Origin of the sequence: Klebsiella sp. A52, assembly GCF_018388785.1 — a bacterium.
In the GTDB taxonomy this organism is placed as follows: Bacteria; Pseudomonadota; Gammaproteobacteria; order Enterobacterales; family Enterobacteriaceae; genus Klebsiella; species Klebsiella aerogenes.
On record NZ_CP074437.1, the window covers coordinates 3,315,936 to 3,337,097 of the forward strand.

Annotated in this window: 15 protein-coding genes and 2 pseudogenes; 14 read left to right on the plus strand and 3 right to left on the minus strand. The window is 54.8% G+C overall.

Annotated elements, in window-relative coordinates:
• Window positions 1-155 precede the first annotated feature (155 nt).
• Both KGA69_RS15670 and KGA69_RS15675 read right to left on the minus strand, forming a co-directional pair.
• The gene (locus KGA69_RS15670; protein WP_213292441.1) at window positions 156-1,889 is read right to left on the minus strand and encodes an alpha,alpha-trehalase; all 1,734 of its coding nucleotides are present in this window, start codon (window positions 1,887-1,889) and stop codon (window positions 156-158) included.
• A 122-nt stretch (window positions 1,890-2,011) separates the two neighbouring features.
• The gene (locus KGA69_RS15675) at window positions 2,012-2,782 is read right to left on the minus strand and encodes an AraC family transcriptional regulator (protein WP_045390448.1); all 771 of its coding nucleotides are present in this window, start codon (window positions 2,780-2,782) and stop codon (window positions 2,012-2,014) included.
• A 91-nt stretch (window positions 2,783-2,873) separates the two neighbouring features.
• Here KGA69_RS15675 and KGA69_RS15680 point away from each other — a divergent pair, with 91 nt between their 5' ends.
• The 7 genes from KGA69_RS15680 to tdcG all read left to right on the plus strand — a co-directional run bounded on the left by KGA69_RS15680 (window position 2,874) and on the right by tdcG (window position 12,995).
• Window positions 2,874-4,019: an MFS transporter gene (locus KGA69_RS15680; protein WP_213292442.1), complete on the plus strand. Its 1,146-nt coding sequence runs from the start codon at window positions 2,874-2,876 to the stop codon at window positions 4,017-4,019.
• A gap of 584 nt (window positions 4,020-4,603) precedes the next feature.
• Window positions 4,604-5,542: a transcriptional regulator TdcA gene (tdcA, locus tag KGA69_RS15685; RefSeq protein WP_045390453.1), complete on the plus strand. Its 939-nt coding sequence runs from the start codon at window positions 4,604-4,606 to the stop codon at window positions 5,540-5,542.
• Window positions 5,543-5,637: 95 nt separating this feature from the next.
• Window positions 5,638-6,627 (plus strand): bifunctional threonine ammonia-lyase/L-serine ammonia-lyase TdcB, encoded by a 990-nt coding sequence (gene tdcB, locus KGA69_RS15690; protein WP_045376007.1) that lies wholly within the window; start codon window positions 5,638-5,640, stop codon window positions 6,625-6,627.
• A gap of 21 nt (window positions 6,628-6,648) precedes the next feature.
• The gene (tdcC, locus tag KGA69_RS15695) at window positions 6,649-7,980 is read left to right on the plus strand and encodes a threonine/serine transporter TdcC (protein ID WP_045390456.1); all 1,332 of its coding nucleotides are present in this window, start codon (window positions 6,649-6,651) and stop codon (window positions 7,978-7,980) included.
• A 28-nt stretch (window positions 7,981-8,008) separates the two neighbouring features.
• A complete protein-coding gene (tdcD, locus tag KGA69_RS15700) occupies window positions 8,009-9,217 on the plus strand; it encodes a propionate kinase (RefSeq protein WP_047050661.1) in 1,209 nt (402 codons plus the stop codon).
• A 32-nt stretch (window positions 9,218-9,249) separates the two neighbouring features.
• Window positions 9,250-11,544, plus strand: coding sequence for a formate C-acetyltransferase (gene pflB, locus KGA69_RS15705; protein ID WP_047050660.1), 2,295 nt, complete (start codon window positions 9,250-9,252; stop codon window positions 11,542-11,544).
• 86 nt (window positions 11,545-11,630) lie between these two features.
• Complete coding sequence (gene tdcG / locus KGA69_RS15710) at window positions 11,631-12,995, plus strand: L-serine ammonia-lyase (RefSeq protein WP_049060740.1); 1,365 nt, start codon at window positions 11,631-11,633, stop codon at window positions 12,993-12,995.
• Window positions 12,996-12,999: 4 nt separating this feature from the next.
• On the opposite strand, the gene KGA69_RS15715 is transcribed toward tdcG, so the two are convergent.
• Window positions 13,000-13,686 carry an RluA family pseudouridine synthase gene (locus KGA69_RS15715; RefSeq protein ID WP_049060741.1) on the minus strand — a complete coding sequence of 229 codons (687 nt, stop codon included), beginning with the start codon at window positions 13,684-13,686 and terminating at the stop codon, window positions 13,000-13,002.
• 283 nt (window positions 13,687-13,969) lie between these two features.
• Between KGA69_RS15715 and KGA69_RS24345 the strand changes: the two are divergent.
• The 7 genes and pseudogenes from KGA69_RS24345 to KGA69_RS15745 form a co-directional block, all read left to right on the plus strand.
• A pseudogene (locus KGA69_RS24345) lies at window positions 13,970-14,329 on the plus strand (ATP-binding cassette domain-containing protein); the annotation flags it as partial.
• A 9-nt stretch (window positions 14,330-14,338) separates the two neighbouring features.
• Window positions 14,339-14,662, plus strand: a pseudogene (locus KGA69_RS24350) (ABC transporter ATP-binding protein); the annotation flags it as partial.
• Window positions 14,663-14,677: 15 nt separating this feature from the next.
• A complete protein-coding gene (locus KGA69_RS15725; protein WP_213292444.1) occupies window positions 14,678-15,634 on the plus strand; it encodes an ABC transporter substrate-binding protein in 957 nt (318 codons plus the stop codon).
• Between the two features lie 8 nt (window positions 15,635-15,642).
• Entirely contained in the window at window positions 15,643-16,638 is a 996-nt protein-coding gene (locus tag KGA69_RS15730) for a FecCD family ABC transporter permease (RefSeq protein ID WP_223683736.1), read from the plus strand.
• A gap of 768 nt (window positions 16,639-17,406) precedes the next feature.
• On the plus strand, window positions 17,407-18,750 hold the full coding sequence (gene tssK / locus KGA69_RS15735) for a type VI secretion system baseplate subunit TssK (RefSeq protein WP_213292446.1): 1,344 nt from the start codon (window positions 17,407-17,409) through the stop codon (window positions 18,748-18,750).
• On the plus strand, window positions 18,747-19,412 hold the full coding sequence (gene tssL, locus KGA69_RS15740) for a type VI secretion system protein TssL, short form (RefSeq protein ID WP_047045208.1): 666 nt from the start codon (window positions 18,747-18,749) through the stop codon (window positions 19,410-19,412). The genes tssK and tssL overlap by 4 nt, the downstream gene beginning before the upstream one ends.
• Window positions 19,409-21,088 carry an OmpA family protein gene (locus KGA69_RS15745; protein ID WP_213292447.1) on the plus strand — a complete coding sequence of 560 codons (1,680 nt, stop codon included), beginning with the start codon at window positions 19,409-19,411 and terminating at the stop codon, window positions 21,086-21,088. The genes tssL and KGA69_RS15745 overlap by 4 nt, the downstream gene beginning before the upstream one ends.
• Window positions 21,089-21,162 lie beyond the last annotated feature (74 nt).

The window sequence follows — 21,162 nt, forward strand, 5'->3', positions numbered from 1 at the left end:
TTCGTTAAAAATAATGCGAATTATTATCGTTTGCTTTTGCATGATCAAGCAAAATAGTCCTCCTCAGAGCAAGAAGACATTTTGCTGGCTGTCGGCGGATGATGGGGTTACGTCGATGGAAAAAGCGCGGCGAAGATATCGCCGCGCGCAGGGGATTACTGGGCTTTTTTCTCCGCAGCCGCCACGGCATCGTTCGCGGCGGGCTGCTTGCCAGCGGTGATTTCTGCCTGCGCCGGGCGGGTTGCCGGCAGCGCATCGCACGGTTTATCTTGCGGGCAAACCAGGTCGAGCATCTTTAACGTCACGCCGTTGGTCCAGCCAAAGCCGTCCTGCAGAGGATACTCTCCGCCGCCGCCGCCGGTACCCGTCGAACTCACGTCATATTTCTCAACCAGCTTCTGCTTGCTGTCATAGGTGTGCTGGACGTTGCTGAGGAAGCGCCAGGTGACGTCCATGGCCACCTTTTTCTGACCATAGTTCTGCAGACCTTCCACCGCCACCCACTGCAGCGGCGCCCAGCCGTTTGGCGCATCCCACTGTTGGCCGCTATTGACCGTGGTGGTGGTAAGCCCGCCGGGCTTCAGCAGGCGGCTTTCGGCGGCGGCGGCTACCTTCGCGGCACGTTCGCTGGAGGCCGCTTTGACGTACAGCGGGAACAGCGCCGCGGCGGTCAGCTGATTGCGAACTTTATGGCTCTTCAGATCGTAATCGGCATACCAGCCCTCTTTATCGTTCCACAGATATTTTTCCAGCGCCTTCTGGCGGGCATTCGCCAGCGCGTCGTACTGTCCGGCTTTAGCGCTGTCACCTGCGGCTTTACTGGCGCGGGCAATGGTTTTCTCCATGTGGAACATCAGCGCATTGAGATCGACCGGAATGATGCTGGTGGTGCGGATAGTCCCCAGCTGCTGCGGATTATCCATCCAGCGAGAACTGAAGTCCCATCCGGAGGCCGCGGCGGAACGTAGGTCACGATAGATTTCGGTGGCCGGGCGGTTAGGATTGTTTTTGGCGGTAGTCACGTCGTCAAGCCAGGACTCCGGGCGAGGCGTATCGTTATCATCCCAGTAGCGGTTAAGCAGCGCGCCATCTTCCAGACGTACCACGCGTTTATTCGCGTTGCCGGGCGTCAGCGCATCGGCGCCTTCCATCCAGTAGCGATACTCTTTTTCCATCTGCGGCAGCCAGGTCTTTAGCGCCCGATCGCCATCGTGGCTGGCCAGCAGCTCAACCATAAAGGAAAAGAACGGCGGTTGCGAACGGCTCAGATAGTAACTGCGGTTGCCGTTTGGAATATGCCCCCAGCGGTCAATCTCGGCGGCAAAATTGGCCACCATGTCTTCCACTTTATCCCAGTGCCCGCTTTCGGCGAGGCCCAGCATGGTGAAATAGCTATCCCAATAATAGACTTCGCGGAAGCGTCCACCGGGCACCACATAAGGTTTCGGTAGCGGCAGCAGCGAATCCCACTTCTCGACCTCGACGGTGCTGCGGGTTAGCACCGGCCATAGCCCATCAATGTGTTGACGCAGGGTTTGCCCTTTCGGCGGCACGTATTGATTGTTATCCCGCGGCAGGGTGAAGTTGATCTCGACGAAATGGCGCAGATCGAAGCTGGCCTGACCTTTTTGCATCCGATAGTCGGCAAGGATCATTAGCGGATCGCTATTCGGGACCGCATCAGCGAAGGTTTTTTGGTCAGGGAAGAGTTTCGCGCTTTGCACGTCGTTAAATAGCGGGCCTAAAAGTTCATCAGGCGATTGCGGCACCGGGGAGGTGTTGTCATCTGCCTGCGCGGCGAATGTCGCCAGGCTTAACATTGCGCCTCCCAGCGCCAGTTGAATAAGGTGGGTCAGGGTTTCCGGGCGACGTAGAACCGATCTCGTCATCGATAATTCTCCATTTTACGTTTTGCTGACTTCGCGCCACTGCGAACGGCCATCAGAAAACCTTAGCCGAATATCGGCCGCCTCGCGTGCTGGAGTTAACATTTTGGCCGAAAACAGAGTATTTACCTGGCGACATATTGTCCCGGCGTTTTGCCGGTCTGAGTACGGAAGAAGTAGATGAAGGCGCTATCGCTGGCAAACTCCAGCGCCTGGGCGACATCCGTGATGCGCTGGCCGCAGGACAGCAATTCTACGGCTTTCATCAGCCGCCACTGCTGGCGCCACTGCTGATATGACATGCCGGTTTCGCGCTGAAACAGGCGGCTGATGGTCTTTTCTCCGGCGCCGCATTGCGCCGCCAGTTGTTGAAGTAGCGGCGGTTGCTCATGGCCGTTGAGATGACGTAGACGTTTATCCTGCGGCAGCGTTAGCATCATCGGTTCGTGTTTTGCCGCGCCGATTTCCGCCACGCAAAGCGCCGCCAGGTGCAGGGCCGGGCCCTGTCGCCAGTCGGTATCCCAGGGGCTGGCGCTAATGCGTTCCAGTAGCTCGCGCAGCAGCGGCGTAACGTTGAGGATCGCAGGCTGACGGGGCAACTGCGGGTATGAGTCATTGGCGAACCATACCGAACGGTAATCAACGATGTGCTGCATTTCGGCGCGGTGGGTGACGCCTGCGGGGATCCACGCCGCGCGGGTCGGCGGCAACATACACAATAGCGCGCCGTCGTTCAGCGTCAGCCGGATGCAGCCCTGACGGGTAAATAGCATCTGTCCCATTTGATGTTGATGCAGACCATCGTCATGATCGCCGTTTAGGGTCGCTTGCACGCCAATCAGCGGCGCATTGAATATATCAGGGTCAAAGGATGCATCCGCGCTGAGCCAGGCCATAATGTCTGATTCTCGATGTTAAGTGTCATTATATTTATAATCGCCGATTTTGCCGCTCCCTACAATGGCGCCTCTGATGAGGGAGATTGATATGTTAAGTCGTTCGGCGATGGCGCTGGTTACCGCATTACTCATGTTTCCGCAAATCGCGGAAACTATCTATAGCCCGGCGCTAATTGATATCAGCGCCCATTTTTCCGTTAGCGCCGGCGATGCGGCGCAGACGCTGGCGGTCTATTTCATTGGCTTTGCCATCGGCGTGCTGTTCTGGGGCTGGTTCAGCGACCGGCGTGGACGGCGGCCGGCGTTATTGCTCGGTCTGGCGGTGTATACCGCAGGCTGCATGCTGGCGCTGGCGGCGCCAAATTTTGGCGTATTGCTGGCGGCTCGCATCGTGGCGGCTTTCGGCGCGGCTATCGGGTCGGTGGTTGGGCAAACGGTGTTGCGCGATGCGTTTGAAGGTCGGCAGTTGGCGGCGATTTTTTCCTTCGTGGGCATGGCGCTGGCTATCAGCCCAGCAATTGGCGTCTATTCTGGCGGCGTGTTGGCGGGGTGGTGGGGGATGTATGGCGTGTTTAGCGCCCTGGCGTTGCTGGCGGCGACGCTATTGCTGCTGTGCGCGGCGGTAATGCCGGAAACCCGGCCGTCGCGAACGGCAAATCAGGCGCTCTGGCCGCTATTACTGCGCATGATGGTGGATACAAAAATCCGTTTAGCGGTGGCGCTGGTGGCGGCATTGAATATCGGTTTGTTCAGCTACTACAGCCAGGGGCCGTTCCTTTTTGCACGCCTGGGGCTGGATGCGCGGGCTTTTGGCTACAGCGGTATGGCGCTGGCCGCGGGAGCGTTAGCCGGCGCGCAGGGGAATCGTCTGTTGCTACGACGTGGAGCGGGGCAGCAGCACATATTTATTTGTGCCGGTCTTCTGTTATTGCTCGCCAGCGCAGGCGTTGGCCTGTTAACACATTCATGGCTCTTTTTGCTGCCGATGATGGGGGTAGCGACAGCCTATGCCATGGCGATCCCCGTGGTGCTGGGTACGGCGCTTAGCGATTACGGCGATTGCCGCGGTAGTGCCGGGGCGCTGCTTGGCCTGGCCTATTATTTGATTATCGGCTTGGGGCTGGCAATTGTGGGTTGGGGGGAATCCTTGGGTATCACGTTAGCGATCTGTGCGGCGGTGAGTGCGCTTACCGGTTGGCGTTATCTGCGGCACATGGATGATGAGTTTTCCTGATTTGTGATGATTAGCACAAATCACTGCTTGGCAGGTTTGTGACTGGATGAAAAATCGATATTGATTTTAATCAAGGAATTACCTGCTATAAAATAGCCTAAAAATTAGGTTAAAATAATGTTGATAATGATAACCAATTGTTTGTTTTTGTTTTCAGCTAAATTAATGAAATATATCTTTACATACAAATAACGTGAAAAATTGTGACCTCATCCCGTAATGAATCGAAATAAATACAGTTTTCTCATTTTATTTGATTGTTTACACCTGAGGTTTAAACAGAAATTAATGTGAAATGCCTCCTTTTATTGCTTGAAAATTACCCTTTGCTCGCTCATTTTTAGCTTAAAAATTAACCTTTTTTATCCCCATAAATATTTTTTATCCCCTCATATTTCTTTGACTAAAATCATGATTAATTTCATGTTTTTGATTTTAACTTATTGATTTTAAATGTTTTAATTTGTTTTTTGGATAAGGTTGATTATAGGTGAAAGGGCTTTGTGAGTGGTCTCACACAACCACCAGATCATCATTTGATACACTTCCCGCCGTCAACAAAGTCATTAACGTGGATAACCAATATGAATACTATTCCGCTCCCTAAAACTCAGCACCTGGTTGTATTCCAGGAGGTGATCAGAAGTGGTTCGATTGGTTCAGCAGCGAAAGAATTAGGATTAACTCAACCTGCAGTCAGTAAAACAATTAATGATATTGAAGACTATTTCGGTACCGAGCTCATCGTCCGTAAAAATACCGGTGTAACTTTGACTGAAGCCGGGCAGGTGCTGTTGACCTGGTCGGAGTCGATTACCCGTGAAATGAAAAATATGGTTAACGAAATGCACAGTATGACCTGCAGCACAGTCGTTGACGTCTCGTTTGGTTTCCCGTCGCTAATCGGCTTCACTTTTATGTCGGATATGATCCATAAATTCAAAAAATTATATCCAAAAGCACAGGTCTCGATGTATGAAGCGCAGCTTTCTTCGTTCCTGCCGGCGATCCGCGATGGTCGTCTCGATTTCGCCATCGGCACGCTGAGCGATGAAATGAAGCTGCACGATCTACATGTCGAACCGCTATTTGAATCGGAATTCGTGCTGGTGGCCAGCAAATCGCGAACGCGGAGCGGCAGTGCCACGCTGGCATCGTTACAGCACGAACAGTGGGTATTGCCGCAAACCAATATGGGTTACTACAGTGAACTCCTCGCCACGCTTCAACGCAGCGGCATCAACAATGAAAACATCGTTAAAACAGACTCTGTCGTTACTATTTATAATCTTGTTCTCAATGCTGATTTCCTGACGGTTATTCCGTGTGATATGACCGCACCATTTGGCTCTAATCAATTTATTACTATTCCTGTCGAGGACGCATTACCGGTAGCGCATTATGCTGCGGTATGGTCGAAGAATTATCGCATTAAAAGTGCGGCCTCGGCGTTAGTTGAATTAGCGAAAGAATATTCAGCCCATAGCGGTTGCCGACGACGACAATTAATCACCGTAGATTAACTGTCTTTTTATATTGATTGAAACTTAAGCTGCGATTTATTTATCAGTCGCTGCCCATTAACGCTATTTGTTTAATTCCAGGTTAAGAGGTTCTCATGCATATTACATACGATCTTCCAGTTGCTATTGAAGATATCCTCGAAGCGAAAAAAAGATTGGCAGGTAAAATATATAAAACGGGGATGCCGCGTTCGAATTATTTCAGCGAACGATGCAAAGGCGAAATCTTCCTTAAGTTTGAAAATATGCAGCGCACCGGTTCTTTTAAAATTCGCGGCGCGTTTAATAAACTCAGTTCGCTGACTGATGCGGAAAAGCGCAAAGGCGTGGTGGCGTGTTCCGCCGGTAACCATGCGCAGGGCGTTTCGCTCTCCTGCGCTATGCTCGGCATCGACGGTAAAGTGGTGATGCCGAAAGGCGCGCCAAAATCAAAAGTGGCCGCCACCTGCGACTATTCGGCGGAAGTGGTGCTACATGGCGATAATTTTAACGACACCATCGCCAAAGTCAGCGAAATTGTTGAAATGGAAGGGCGGATATTTATTCCACCATACGACGATCCGAAAGTGATAGCCGGCCAGGGGACTATTGGTCTGGAAATCATGGAGGATTTATATGATGTCGATAACGTTATTGTACCGATTGGCGGCGGCGGTTTAATTGCCGGTATCGCGGTGGCGATTAAATCGATCAACCCGACCATTCGGATTATTGGCGTACAGTCTGAAAACGTTCACGGCATGGCGGCCTCGTATTACGCCGGAGAAATCACCAATCATCGCAATAATGCCACCCTGGCCGACGGTTGCGACGTTTCTCGCCCGGGAAATATTACTTATCAGATTGTTCGTGAATTAGTTGACGATATTGTGCTGGTCAGCGAAGACGAAATTCGCAACAGCATGGTCGCACTTATTCAACGCAATAAAGTGATTACCGAAGGGGCCGGGGCGTTAGCCTGTGCCGCATTATTAAGCGGTAAGCTGGACAGCTATATTCAGAACCGAAAAACCGTCAGCATTATTTCCGGCGGCAATATCGACCTGTCTCGCGTATCGCAAATTACTGGTTTAGTTGACGCTTAATCTTTTTGATGAGGATAGGATATGAGTACTACAGATAGCATTGTATCCAGCCAGACAAAAGAGTCGTCCTGGCGCAAATCGGACACCACCTGGACCCTGGGCTTATTCGGCACCGCCATTGGCGCCGGGGTATTATTCTTCCCGATCCGCGCCGGTTTCGGCGGCCTGATCCCCATCTTACTGATGTTAGTGCTGGCCTACCCGATCGCCTTCTATTGCCACCGGGCGCTGGCGCGGCTGTGCCTTTCCGGCTCAAATCCTTCCGGCAACATCACCGAAACGGTAGAAGAGCACTTTGGTAAAACCGGCGGGGTGGTGATTACCTTCCTTTATTTCTTTGCGATTTGCCCGCTGCTGTGGATTTACGGCGTGACAATCACTAATACCTTTATGACCTTCTGGGAAAACCAGCTGCAGTTGCCGGCGCTGAACCGCGGTTTTGTCGCGCTGTTCCTGCTGCTGCTAATGGCGTTTGTCATCTGGTTCGGTAAAGACCTGATGGTGAAAGTGATGAGCTATCTGGTATGGCCATTTATCGCCAGCCTGGTGCTGATTTCGCTGTCGCTGATCCCTTACTGGAACTCCGCGGTCATCGATCAAGTGAATTTAAGCGAGATTTCGCTAACCGGTCACGATGGCATTCTGGTTACCGTCTGGTTGGGTATTTCGATTATGGTGTTCTCGTTTAACTTCTCGCCTATTGTCTCTTCATTCGTGGTTTCCAAGCGCGAAGAGTATGAAAAAGACTTTGGTCGCGAGTTCACCGAGCGCAAATGTTCACAGATTATCTCTCGCGCCAGCATGCTGATGGTGGCCGTGGTAATGTTCTTCGCCTTCAGCTGCCTGTTTACGCTGTCGCCGCAGAATATGGCAGATGCCAAAGCGCAGAATATCCCGGTGCTCTCGTACCTGGCGAACCACTTCGCCTCGCTGTCCGGCACCAAATCCACCTTTGCAACGGTGCTTGAATATGGCGCGTCAATCATCGCGCTGGTGGCGATTTTCAAATCCTTCTTCGGACACTACCTCGGCACGCTGGAAGGCCTGAACGGTCTGGTGCTGAAGTTTGGTTACAAAGGCGATAAAACCCGCGTTTCCAGCGGCAAGCTCAACACCATCAGCATGATTTTTATCATGGGCTCAACGTGGATTGTCGCCTACGCCAACCCGAACATTCTCGACCTGATTGAAGCGATGGGCGCGCCGATTATTGCCTCGCTGCTGTGCCTGCTGCCGATGTACGCCATCCGTAAAGCGCCATCGTTGGCGAAATATCGCGGCCGCCTGGACAACGTCTTCGTCACGGTAATCGGTCTGCTGACCATTCTGAACATCGTTTACAAACTGTTTTAATTAAGCTCAGGACGAGCGGAGTGATGACATGAATGAATATCCGGTAGTACTGGTCATTAACTGCGGCTCGTCTTCAATTAAATTTTCAGTACTTGATGCCGCCAGCTGTGAAGTATTAATGGCTGGTATTGCAGATGGCATTAATTCTGAAGATGCGTTCCTGTCAATAAATGGGGGAGAGCCGGCTAAGCTGGCTCACCGCAGCTATGAAGGCGCATTGAAGGCGATCGCATTTGAATTAGAAAAACGTGATTTAATGGATAGCGTGGCGTTAATTGGCCACCGTATCGCGCACGGCGGCAGCATATTTACCGAATCGGCGATAATTACCGATGAAGTTATCGACAATATTCGCCAGGTGTCGCCGCTGGCGCCGCTGCATAATTACGCCAATCTCAGCGGTATTGAATCAGCTCAGCAGTTATTCCCGGGCGTACAGCAGGTAGCGGTCTTTGATACCAGCTTTCATCAGACGCTGGCGCCAGAGGCATTTCTCTACGGTCTGCCGTGGGACTATTACCAGCGACTGGGCGTGCGTCGCTACGGTTTCCACGGTACTTCGCACCGTTATGTTTCTCAGCGCGCGCTGGCGTTGCTTGATTTACCCGAGCAGGATAGCGGGCTGGTCATTGCTCATCTTGGCAACGGCGCGTCGATTTGCGCGGTACGCAACGGCCGCAGCGTGGACACCTCGATGGGCATGACGCCGTTGGAAGGCCTGATGATGGGTACCCGCAGCGGGGATGTCGATTTTGGCGCGATGGCGTGGATCGCCGGCGAAACTAACCAGACGCTCAGCGATCTGGAGCGCGTGGTGAATAAGGAGTCCGGCCTGCTGGGGATATCCGGATTGTCATCCGATCTGCGGGTGCTGGAAAAAGCCTGGCATGAGGGGCATGAACGCGCGCGGTTGGCGATTAAAACCTTTGTGCATCGTATCGCCCGCCACATTGCCGGCCATGCCGCCTCGCTACGCCGCCTTGACGCGATTATTTTTACCGGCGGTATCGGCGAAAATTCGGTATTAATCCGTCAACTGGTGATTGAGCATTTAGCGGTATTCGGCGTCAGCCTGAATGAGGCGCTAAATAAACAACCCAACTCCGCCGGTGAACGCATTATTTCTTCCCGCGAGGCTCGAGTGATATCTGCAGTCATACCCACCAATGAAGAGAAGATGATTGCGCTCGATGCTATTCATTTAGGCAAAATTAATGCATCCCTGGAATTTGCTTAATTACGTTGTGGTCCTGTAGAGAGATTATTTTCATGAAGGTAAATATCGATACCAGCGATATGCTGTACGCCGAAGCATGGCACGGATTTAAAGGTACGGACTGGAAAGAAGAAATTAATGTCCGTGATTTTATTCAGCACAACTATACGCCGTATACCGGAGATGAATCATTCCTTGCTGAGGCGACGCCGGCGACGACCGCGCTGTGGGAAAAAGTCATGGCCGGCATTCGCGTAGAGAACGCCACCCACGCGCCGGTTGATTTTGATACTAATATCGCCACCACCATTACCGCTCACGATGCCGGCTATATTGAGCAATCGCTGGAAAAAATAGTCGGCTTGCAAACGGATAAACCGCTCAAGCGCGCGCTGCATCCGTTTGGCGGCATTAACATGATTAAAAGCTCGTTTGATGCCTATGGCCGGGAAATGGATAGCCAGTTTGAATATCTGTTCACCGAGCTGCGTAAAACCCACAATCAGGGGGTATTTGACGCTTATTCGCCGGATATGCTGCGCTGCCGTAAATCCGGCGTACTGACCGGTCTGCCGGATGGCTATGGCCGCGGGCGTATCATTGGCGACTACCGCCGCGTGGCGCTATACGGCATCCGCTATCTGGTGCGTGAACGTGAACTGCAGTTTGCCGATCTGCAGGCAACGCTGGAGCGCGGGCAGGATCTGGAAGCCACTATTCGTCTGCGTGAAGAGCTGGCGGAACACCGCCGCGCGCTGCTGCAAATGCAGGAGATGGCGGCGAAATACGGCTGCGATATCTCCCGCCCGGCGCGCAACGCTCAGGAAGCGGTACAGTGGTTGTACTTCGCCTATCTGGCGGCGGTGAAATCGCAAAACGGCGGTGCGATGTCGCTGGGGCGTACCGCCTCTTTCCTCGATATCTATATCGAGCGCGACTTCCACGCCGGGATCCTCAATGAACAACAGGCCCAGGAACTGATCGACCACTTCATTATGAAGATCCGCATGGTGCGTTTCCTGCGTACGCCGGAATTCGACACGCTGTTCTCCGGCGATCCTATCTGGGCAACCGAAGTGATTGGCGGGATGGGGCTGGATGGCCGCACGCTGGTGACTAAAAACTCCTTCCGCTATCTGCATACGCTGCACACCATGGGCCCAGCGCCGGAACCCAACCTTACCGTATTGTGGTCGGAAGCGCTGCCGATTGCCTTTAAGAAATATGCCGCCCAGGTCTCGATCGTCACTTCCTCGCTGCAGTATGAAAACGATGACCTGATGCGCGCCGATTTCAACAGTGATGATTACGCTATTGCCTGCTGCGTCAGCCCGATGGTCATCGGCAAACAGATGCAGTTCTTCGGCGCGCGCGCCAACCTCGCCAAAACGCTGCTGTACGCAATCAATGGCGGGGTGGATGAGAAACTCAAAATCCAGGTCGGGCCGAAAACCGCGCCGCTGATGGATGAGGTACTGGATTACGACAAAGTGATGGCCAGCCTCGATCATTTTATGGATTGGCTGGCGGTGCAGTACATCAGCGCGCTGAACATCATTCATTACATGCACGATAAATATAGTTATGAAGCCTCGCTGATGGCGCTGCACGACCGCGACGTATACCGCACTATGGCCTGCGGGATTGCCGGGCTGTCGGTGGCGGCGGATTCGCTTTCGGCTATTAAGCACGCGAAGGTGAAACCCATCCGCGACGACAGCGGCCTGGCGATCGATTTTGCGATTGAAGGCGATTATCCGCAGTACGGCAATAACGATCAGCGCGTCGATAGTATTGCCTGCGATCTCGTTGAACGCTTTATGAAGAAAATTAAGGTGTTGCCGACGTACCGTAACGCGGTGCCCACGCAGTCGATCCTGACGATTACCTCAAACGTGGTGTACGGCCAGAAAACCGGTAATACCCCGGATGGCCGCCGCGCCGGTACGCCGTTTGCGCCGGGGGCCAACCCGATGCATGGCCGCGATCGCAAAGGGGCGGTCGCTTCGTTGACTTCCGTGGCTAAGTTGCCGTTCACCTACGCGAAGGATGGAATCTCTTATACCTTCTCGATCGTCCCGGCGGCGTTAGGTAAAGAGGCGAGCGTCCGGCAAACCAACCTCGTCGGTCTGCTCGATGGCTACTTCCACCACGAAGAACGGATCGAGGGCGGCCAGCATCTGAACGTCAACGTGATGAACCGCGAGATGCTGCTGGACGCCATAGCTCATCCGGAAAATTATCCGAACCTGACCATCCGCGTCTCTGGCTATGCGGTGCGCTTTAATGCGCTAACCCACGAACAGCAGCAGGATGTCATTTCGCGAACCTTCACCCAGGCGCTGTAACGCAACGGGGCGACGATAATGGTCGCCCCATTTTTATCATGGGTGTGAAACCTGGTCTTCACTGCACGGTAAACCGAGGTGTAGATATGATTAGCGCTTTCGATATTTTCAAAATTGGTATTGGTCCTTCGAGCTCTCATACGGTGGGGCCGATGAATGCAGGAAAAAGTTTTATCACCGAGCTGGCGACCCGCGGCGACCTGACGCAGACTACGCGCATTGTCGTCGATCTGTACGGTTCGCTATCGCTGACCGGCAAAGGGCATGCGACCGATGTCGCCATTATCATGGGGCTGGCGGGAAATAGTCCGCAGGATGTCGATATTGACGCCATCCCGGCTTTCATTCAGCAGGTGACCGCGAGCGGCCGTCTGCCGGTGGCGAAGGGGAGTCGGCAGGTTGATTTCCCGTTGCCGGAGAGCATCGTATTTCATGATAGCGCGCTGGCCCGCCATGAGAACGGTATGCGCATCAGCGCCTGGGATCATCAGCAGCCGCTACTCAGCAAAACCTATTACTCAATTGGCGGCGGATTTATCGTTGAGGAATCGCGTTTTGGCCAGACTCACGATATCGCAACGCCCGTCCCCTTTGATTTCCGTTCCGCCCATCAACTGCTTCAGCTGTGCGAACACAATGGCCTTTCCATCTCTGGCCTGATGATGCAAAACGAGCTGGCGCTGCGCGATAAGGGGCAAATCGATGCTGGCTTCGCCGCCATTTACGCGGTGATGCGTAACGGTATTGAGCGGGGAATGAATACCGAGGGCGTGCTGCCGGGGCCGCTCAACGTGCCGCGGCGGGCGGCGGCGCTGCGCCGACAGCTGGTGGCCAGCGATAGTCTGTCCCGCGATCCGATGAACGTCATCGACTGGATCAATATGTTTGCGCTGGCGGTGAGCGAAGAAAATGCCGCCGGTGGTCGGGTCGTCACCGCGCCTACCAATGGCGCATGCGGGATTATTCCCGCGGTTCTGGCCTATTACGACAAGTTTCGCCGCCCGGTCAATGCCAACTCGATTGCCCGCTATCTGCTGGCTGCGGCGGCTATCGGTTCACTGTATAAGATGAATGCCTCTATATCTGGCGCAGAAGTTGGCTGTCAGGGCGAAATTGGCGTGGCCTGCTCTATGGCGGCGGCTGGGCTGACGGAACTCCTTGGCGGCAGCCCGGCGCAGGTATGCAACGCCGCGGAAATCGCCATGGAACATAACCTCGGTCTGACCTGCGATCCGGTGGCCGGGCAGGTGCAAATCCCCTGCATCGAACGCAATGCCATCAATGCGGTGAAGGCGGTTAACGCCGCGCGGATGGCGCTCCGCCGAACCAGCGAGCCGCGGGTTTGTCTCGACAAGGTCATTGAGACAATGTATGAAACCGGTAAAGACATGAACGATAAATATCGCGAAACCTCACGCGGCGGGCTGGCGATAAAAGTGATTTGCGACTGACGAATCAGAAAGGACTGGGCTGGCGCGCCGCTATCGCTTCACCGCTGACCGGATGGTGAAAATGCAGTTCGCTGGCGTGGAGCATCAGGCGTGAGGCCTGATGTGACGCCAGCCCTCCGTAGAGATCGCAGCCGAGAATCGGATAGCCGAGATGCTGGCAGTGGATGCGTAGCTGATGGGTGCGTCCGGTTTCCGGTAGCAATCGTACGCGAGTTACCGCCAGCGAACCGCTGGCTGTTGGCAACCATTCCCGTGATAGCACCTGATAGCGCGAGCGCGCCGGTTTACCGTTACGCTCGCTAATCGCCATCCGTGGAAACAGCGCCGGATCTTTGGCAATCGGCGCGTCTATCACCCCTTCATCTTCCTCTGGATGCCCACACAACAGGGCGTGATAAACCTTGCTTACCGCCCGCTGGCTGAACTGCTGACACAGCGCGGCGTTGATCGTTTTGTTACGCGCCACCACCATAAGGCCGGAAGTCCCGAAATCGAGCCGATGAACCAGCGAGCACCCAGGAAAATTCTGCACCAGGCGGTGATGGACCGAATCCAGGTTCTGCGGGTTCTTACCCGATAGGCTGAGCAGACCGCTGGGTTTGTCGATCAATAACAAATGTTCGTCCTCGTAGAGGATCTTAATCTGCGCGGAACAAGGTGGGGCGATGAAGGTATCAATTACGGTAGACATGGGCAGGCGCTGCTTAAGGGTGAGGGCGGATGATAGCGAATCTCTGTCTGGAAGGCGACCCGGAATCTACGCTCCGGAACGGAAGACTTTTTAGCGAATAACGATAACAAAGTATGCAACCCCTTTGCAGAGACGAGCTGGGTATGGTAGGTATATGTTATGTTATAACATATAAATATCGGTAAATATGCTTAAGAGTGATCCTGAAATACTTAGCATCAAGGGGCTGAGTCTAAATGTCAAAAAGGGGACTGTAATACTTGACGGTATTCATTTCTCGCTCCGAGCCGGGGAAAAGCTGGCGGTTATTGGACCTAACGGCAGCGGTAAGTCGAGCCTATTAAGAGCCATTATTGGCGAACTCTGTCCGGATAAAGGGACGCTGTACTGGCAGGGGCGTCCACTACGGCAACTGTCGCCGGAAGCGCGCGCGCGGAATATTGCCTTCCTGTCGCAAAACGATATCCCCGATTTGCGTCTGACGGTGGAAGAGTATGTTCAATTGGGGCGTTTACCGTATCGCGAATCACCGTCCTCGGCGCAGGGACGTCGCATCGTGGAGAGCGTTATTAGTGATACGGATCTGAAACCTTTACGCCATCGCCAGTTGGGCGACCTCTCCGGCGGTCAGCGCCAGCGCGCCGCGCTCGCCCGCGCGCTGGCGCAATCGCCCACATTATTACTGCTGGATGAGCCGACTAATCACCTCGATCCGCTGGCGAGAACCGAGTTACTTGCCCTGGTAAAACGCGCAGAGGTTGCGGTGATTGCGGTGTTACACGACCTTGCCGCGGCTGAAGCCTTTGCCGACCGGATGCTGGTTCTCCACCATGGCAAGCAGGTGATTTGCGACGTACCCGAAGCTGCGCTGCACCCCAGCGTGAGCTATCCGGTTTTTGGCATGACCAGTTTTCGCGTGGCGCATCCCGTTAGCGGTAAAGCGCTGCGCATTTTTGAAGTTCCTCATCGCGCTTAATGAACTCGAGTAAATATGAACAAACTTTTAACTACTTTATTGCTGCTGTTAAGTAGCCCGTTTGCGCTGGCTAATCAATTTCCCGTCACCGTGGATAGCTGCGGTAAGCCCATCACCTTTAATCAACCCCCACAGCGCGCGGTGATTAACGATCTTAATATGGCGGAAATGGCCTTCGCGCTCGATCTCCAGCAGCGGATTGTGGGGCTAACCGGCATCACCGGCTGGTACAAACTTACGCCGGAGTTCAAAGCGGCGATGGGGGTCATCCCCGAGCTGGCGCCTAAATATCCGGCGCTGGAAACGCTGCTGGCGGTTCGGCCGGACTTTTTCTTCGCCGGCTGGAACTACGGCATGAAAATCGGCGGCGATGTGACGCCGCAGACGCTGGCGCCATATGGGATTAACACGCTGGTACTCAGTGAAAGCTGCGTCCAGGCCGGCGGGCGCGGGAAGAAAGCTGATATGAGTTTGCTGTACAACGATGAACTCAAGTTGGGCAAGATTTTTGGCAAGCAACAACAGGCAGAAGCGCTGGTGGAAGGGTGGAAGCGTCGCCTGGCGCATCTGCCCGCCAGGGCAGCGAATACGCAGCCGCTGCGGGTCTTTGTCTATGACTCCGGCGAAGATAAACCTTTTACCAGCGGCAAGTACGGGATGCCGACGGCCATTATCGAGGCGGCCGGGGGACGCAACGTGATGGATACTCTGGACGCGAACTGGACAACGACGAGCTGGGAGGCGGTGGCGGCCAGCGAACCACAGGTGATTATTCTGCTCGATTACCAAACCGGCACGGGAACCGAGGCGCTGCAGCGCGTACTGGAATCCCATCCCCTGATGAAACAGACCCCCGCTGTCCGGCAGCAGCGTTATCTAAAGTTGCAGTATGCTGAATTGACTCCGGGGCCGGCGAATATTGCGGCAGTTGAGAAGCTGGCGCATCTCTTATATGCCACGGACGTGAAATGAAGCCGTCAATGCAACGTTTTGTTCTATGGACGGCGCTGGCATCCGTCGTTTTATGCGCTTTGATGATTTCGAGCCTGCGGTTGGGGAGTGTGGAGCTCTCATGGCGACAGGTGATATCAGCGTTAGGGCTATCATCCGCTCCCATTCCCGGGATTTTGAAAACTATCGTCATTGACTTACGCCTACCACGGAGCCTGCTGGCGGCGTTGACCGGCGCAGGACTGGCGATCGCCGGCTTGCTGTTACAGACTACGACACGTAACGAACTGGCCGATCCATTCTTGTTCGGTCTCTCTTCAGGCGCTTCCGCCGGCGCGGTGCTGGTGATCACCCGTTTCGGCGAGATACTGGGGGCGTTTACGCTTCCGGTCTCGGCCTTCATCGGCGGGATATTATCCGCGCTGGCGGTGATGATGTTGTTTCGCGTCAACCAGTTAAGGCGAGCGGAACAGTTAATTATCTGCGGCCTGGCGGTGTCGTTTCTTTTCAGCGCGCTGACCAGCTATCTGGTCTTTTCCGGCGATCAGCGAGCGGCCGGTTCGTTGCTATTCTGGTCATTGGGCGGTCTGGGACTGGCGCGATGGGACAACCTGTTCATTCCGTTATTGAGCCTGGCGTTGTTGAGCGGATTTACCCTGATTCGCTGGCGGGCGTTGGATGCGCTGCTGGCGGGGGAGCAGACGGCCTGCTCGCTGGGCGTCGACGTGGAGCGGTTGAGAAGCGAAACCTTTCTCTGCTGCGCGTTGGCTACCGCTTTGCTGGTCTCTTTAACCGGGGTCATTGGTTTTGTCGGCCTGATGGTGCCTTATCTGGCGCGTCGGGTCGTGGGCGTCAGGCACCGAATGGCCGTGCCAATGTGCGCTCTGCTGGGCGCGATATTGCTCATTGGCGGCGATATACTTAGCCGAAGCCTGATAGCGAATCAAGAATTACCGATTGGTATTATTACTGCCGGGCTTGGCGGCGCGTTTATTGTTAGTCTGCTGATGCGGGCAACACGATAAGCCGGGTCAAGGCTAATAAAACCCATTAATTGCGCGCAATTAATGGGTTTTATTATTTGAATGAATGTTATTCGCCGAATATAAAATTATTCGCCGCCGTTGAAGAGGTGACTTTTCTGGCTGGTGCGCTTTTGTGGGAGGTAGAATGTTTGTAAATAATTCGCCAGAAATATAATTGAGCCGGAAATTCTTTCAGGTCAATATTGTTGCGGCATAGCGGTAAGTGATGATTTATATCAATGGAATAGGCATCATTGGCGCATGCCCCGTTAGTCAGTGAGTTTTTGGTTTAATTCCCTACTAAAAACACATGAACCCACGCGATATATTGCAATATTGCGATTGCTGGTTATTTTGTTTGTTATTTCTATAGTGAATATTCTTGATATCAATCTAAATATGGTTCATTAATCTGGGTGGTTAACGGTAACTAGTGATTCATTCTGATGTGGTTCGGATATATAAGGGATGTAATGAACAACGCCTTCCCAGGTGAGCGACTCAATACCCGTATTCATTCACAATTGTCACTGCATATCGAAATTGAACCGAGGGCCGTCGAGTTGACAGTTAAACTTCTGGCCGTTAGTCGTTTCGATAATATTAAAGCCCACCCAATATTCGTTCAAGAAAAAATAAATACCAATAACAATAATTCAAGTTTTTCTCTTTTGGAGCGCCGTTCGCCCGTGAGTTAGCAAGGTGAAATGAAATCTGGGGTTTAAGAACGTCTTATTGAAGAAGCAAAAGTAACGCACAGGAGGTGCGATGAAAACATTACGACCACTGTGGGGCAGGGGTCAGATGATCTCCCCACAACATTTTCAACAACAGGTGAACCAGGCGGCCTGGCAAAGCGAATGTATTGCCCGTCTGGGAGTAATGAACCCCTGGGGCGTCATTCGCGTCGAATTTGACGCCGCCCTGCTAAAGCAAGGGACACTGAAAGCCAGCCACCTGTACGTGCGCTTTCCTGACGGCACGCTTATCGATAGCGATAACGCTGATGCGCTTCCTGCGGTAATGGTATTGCCGCAGGAGGACTGCCGTGAATTAACCGTGGTGCTGGCGCTGCCTCATGAGCATGAAAACGGCGGCAACTGCCTGCAGATGGAAGAGCGCGCAGAGCGGCCGGTACGTTGGCGTCTGGCCTGGCGAGAAGTGCGCAACAGATATGGCGAAGACAGTCGACAAATTGCGGTGCTGCTTGCGCAACTGACGCTGCGCGCTGCGGATGACGATAACGGCGATTATCAAACCGTCGCCCTCGCCAGACTACGTCGCGACAGTCAGAACTGTTGGTCGCTGGATGAGCACTTTATCCCGCCGCTGCTGAAAGTGTTGGCCAGCCGCTGGCTTTACGAACAGACGGAACAGCTGACGAATCAGCTGCGCGCGCGCCTGCAGCGCCTGATGGCGATGCGCCGGGAGAGCAACGCCAGGATGGCGGATTTTGCGGTAGCGGATGTATCACTGTTCTGGCTACTGAACGCGCTCAACAGCGCGGAGCCGGTGTTGAGCCATTTTCTACGCCATCCACAGGTACATCCGGAACGGCTGTATGAAGCGCTGGCCAGCCTGGCGGGCAGTCTGCTGACCTTCTCCCTTGACCATACTACGGCGGATATTCCGCCTTATCGCCATCAGGCGCTGACAGAAGTCTTTCCACCGTTGTTCAAATTACTCGGCGTACTGCTCGAAGCCAGCCTGCCATCCAGGGTCGTGGCGATTGAAATGACGCACGATGACCGGCGTAAGCGCTGGCATGCCCGTCTGCACGATCCAAGGTTGCGCGAAGAGGCCGATTTTTATCTCTCGGTGCGTTCCGCGCTACCAGCGGCGCAGCTGCTGGAGCAATTTCCGCAACAGTGTAAAGCCGGTAGCCCCGATGAGGTTGACCGGGTGGTCAACGGTTCGCAGCCGGGTATTCCGCTAAAGGCCATGAGCCATGTTCCCGCCGCCATCCCGCTGCGACTGGAAAATCAGTATTTCACCCTTGATATGACTCATCCGGCGGCGCAGGCGATGCTGGCGGAAGGGAGTTGCGTCTTTTATGTGCCCGGCCTGCTGGGCGACCCTGAACTCGAACTGTATGCGGTGCTGCGCTCATGACTCAGGATCTCAATATTGATGCTCTGCTGGCGGATAGCTGGCTTACGGTGACGGAACTGCGTCTCGGCGCCAAACTGGCCGAGGGGGAGGGGAAACTCCTCTGGCAGCGTTGTGTAAACAACATTGAACAGGTGATGGCGCAGCTTGTGGCCGCGGATGTCAGTGAGGCGAACCGCCAGCATATCCTTTATAGCTGGTGCGCGCTGCTGGATGAAACCGCCAAAGGCCGCAAAGAGGAAGATGACGCCAGTATCACCTGGTACGATCGACCGCTGGAGGTCAAATATTTTGGCGGCATGGAAGCCGGGGATGCGCTCTATGAGCGCATCCGCCAGGTGCTGCGCGAACCTGCGCCGGATCTAGCCGTACTGACCTGTTTTCATCGGGTGCTGGCGCTGGGGTTTAAGGGCAGGTATAGCCTTAATGACCCGGCGCGCGCAGCGCTTGTCAGCACGCTCGGCGAGCGTGTACCGCCGTTTGCGAGCGACCCGCATCAGCCGATACTGGCGGCGCTCTCCGGGCGCAACGGCATGGCTGACTGGCTGCGCCGTTGGCCTATCTGCATTGGATTGTCGCTGGCGGCGGTGGCCGCGCTGTGGCTGGGGTTGAACTACTGGCTGGATGGTCTGGTAGCGGCTTTGCAACTGGGGAGCGGGCAATGAACGCGCGCTATCAGCGCCTGTTATGGTTGTGGGCGGGGCTGCTGGTAGTGCTGCTGAGCCTGCTGTTTCTGCCGTTAACCACCGGCGGCCGGTTGCTGGCTGTTGGGTTGACGGTGGCGGGCGTAGCGGCCGGAGTGGTCTACGTCGAGCGGCAACGACGCGGGCGACCAGAGGATGCCGACTGGATGGTTGAGCTACCGCCGGCGCCTTACCGACTGCCGGTTGTGCTGGTCTGCGGCGACACGGCGGACTGGCCGGGAGAAGGAGCGGTTTACCGTACGGCTCAGGGGTGCTGGCTGAGAGTCGCCACCGCCGCGTTGCAGCAGACGGTGCGTTATGTGCGCAATGAGCGCCCGGCGCTCATCGCGCAACTGGCGGTGATGTTCTGCATGCAGCCGCAACAACATGATGATGACGCGGTGCTGGCGACGCGGCTACGCGAGTTGCGCTGGCAGCTTGCCCAGGTGCGGGGCGATACCCGTCGGGCGATACCGTTACTGCTGAACAGCTCTCTGTCCGGCGCATCGCTGGAACCGTTATGGCAGACAGCGCGTGCTGGAGAGACGTTGCAGGTGTGGCTGCCTGACGGCGTGCCGTGCAGCAGCGCAAGCTGGTTGATGCAGGCTGATGGCGCTCATCGCCTGGCGGCGCAGCTTAGGATAAATGCGCTTGCCCGCTTTACGCAGCAGATAGCGTTGAGCGTACTGACGGCGGGCACCGACGATGTTCCCCCGATCGCTCCGGCGGTCGTACTGTATCATTTCACGCCTGCCGGGGCGCCTGTCGTGGCGGATAACTTATGGCAGCGCTGGCTGTCTGGTCATACCGCCCTCAACTCACTACCGGGCTGGTTGCCGGAAATGACTTCAGAAGCGCGGGCATTGCCTGATTTCATTTTGCCAATACTACCGCTGGGCGGTGGCATCACGCCGAAAAACCGTGCTCTGCGGCGGGCATTCTGCCTGTTCTCCCTCGCGGCCATGATCGCGCTGTGCTGCAGCGCATGGAATAACCATCAACTCCTTCAGCGGATCGGCTTTGATGTTCAGCGCTATGAACGGACGGCGATGGACGACCATGCAGCAAAAGCCCGCGCCGTACAGATTTTACGTCAGGATGCGGCGCAACTGGACGCCTTCGCGCGTGATGGCGCGCCGCTGGCGCTGGGGCTCGGGCTATATCGCGGCGAGCGTCTGCGTCAGACGGTACTGGAAACGATTCGCTCCTACGTCCCCCCGCCACCGCCGAAAGCGGTAGAAAAAATCGTGCCGAAAATTATCCGCCTCGACAGCATGTCACTTTTCGATACCGGCAAGTGGACGCTGAAACCGGGCTCCACCAAGCTGCTGGTGAACTCGCTGCTGGGGATAAAGGCCAGGCCAGGTTGGCTTATCGTCATCGCCGGGCATACCGACAGCGTGGGTGATGATAAATCCAACCAGACACTCTCTCTGAAGCGTGCCGAATCGGTGCGCAACTGGATGCGCGACACCGGTGACGTGCCGGAAAGTTGTTTTGCGGTACAGGGTTATGGCGAAAGCCGACCTATCGCCAGCAACGAGGCGCAGCAAGGCCGGGCGCTGAACCGCCGGGTCGAAATTAGCCTGGTGCCGCAGGCCGATGCCTGCCGGGTGGCGACCAACTCCGCCTCATCCCCGGCGGATGGTGCTTTCTAAACCGACTATCTCATCAATCTCCGTGCGGGCAGGTTTTCCTGTCCGTCGTTTTTGTTGCCGGGGACCGGGGTCAA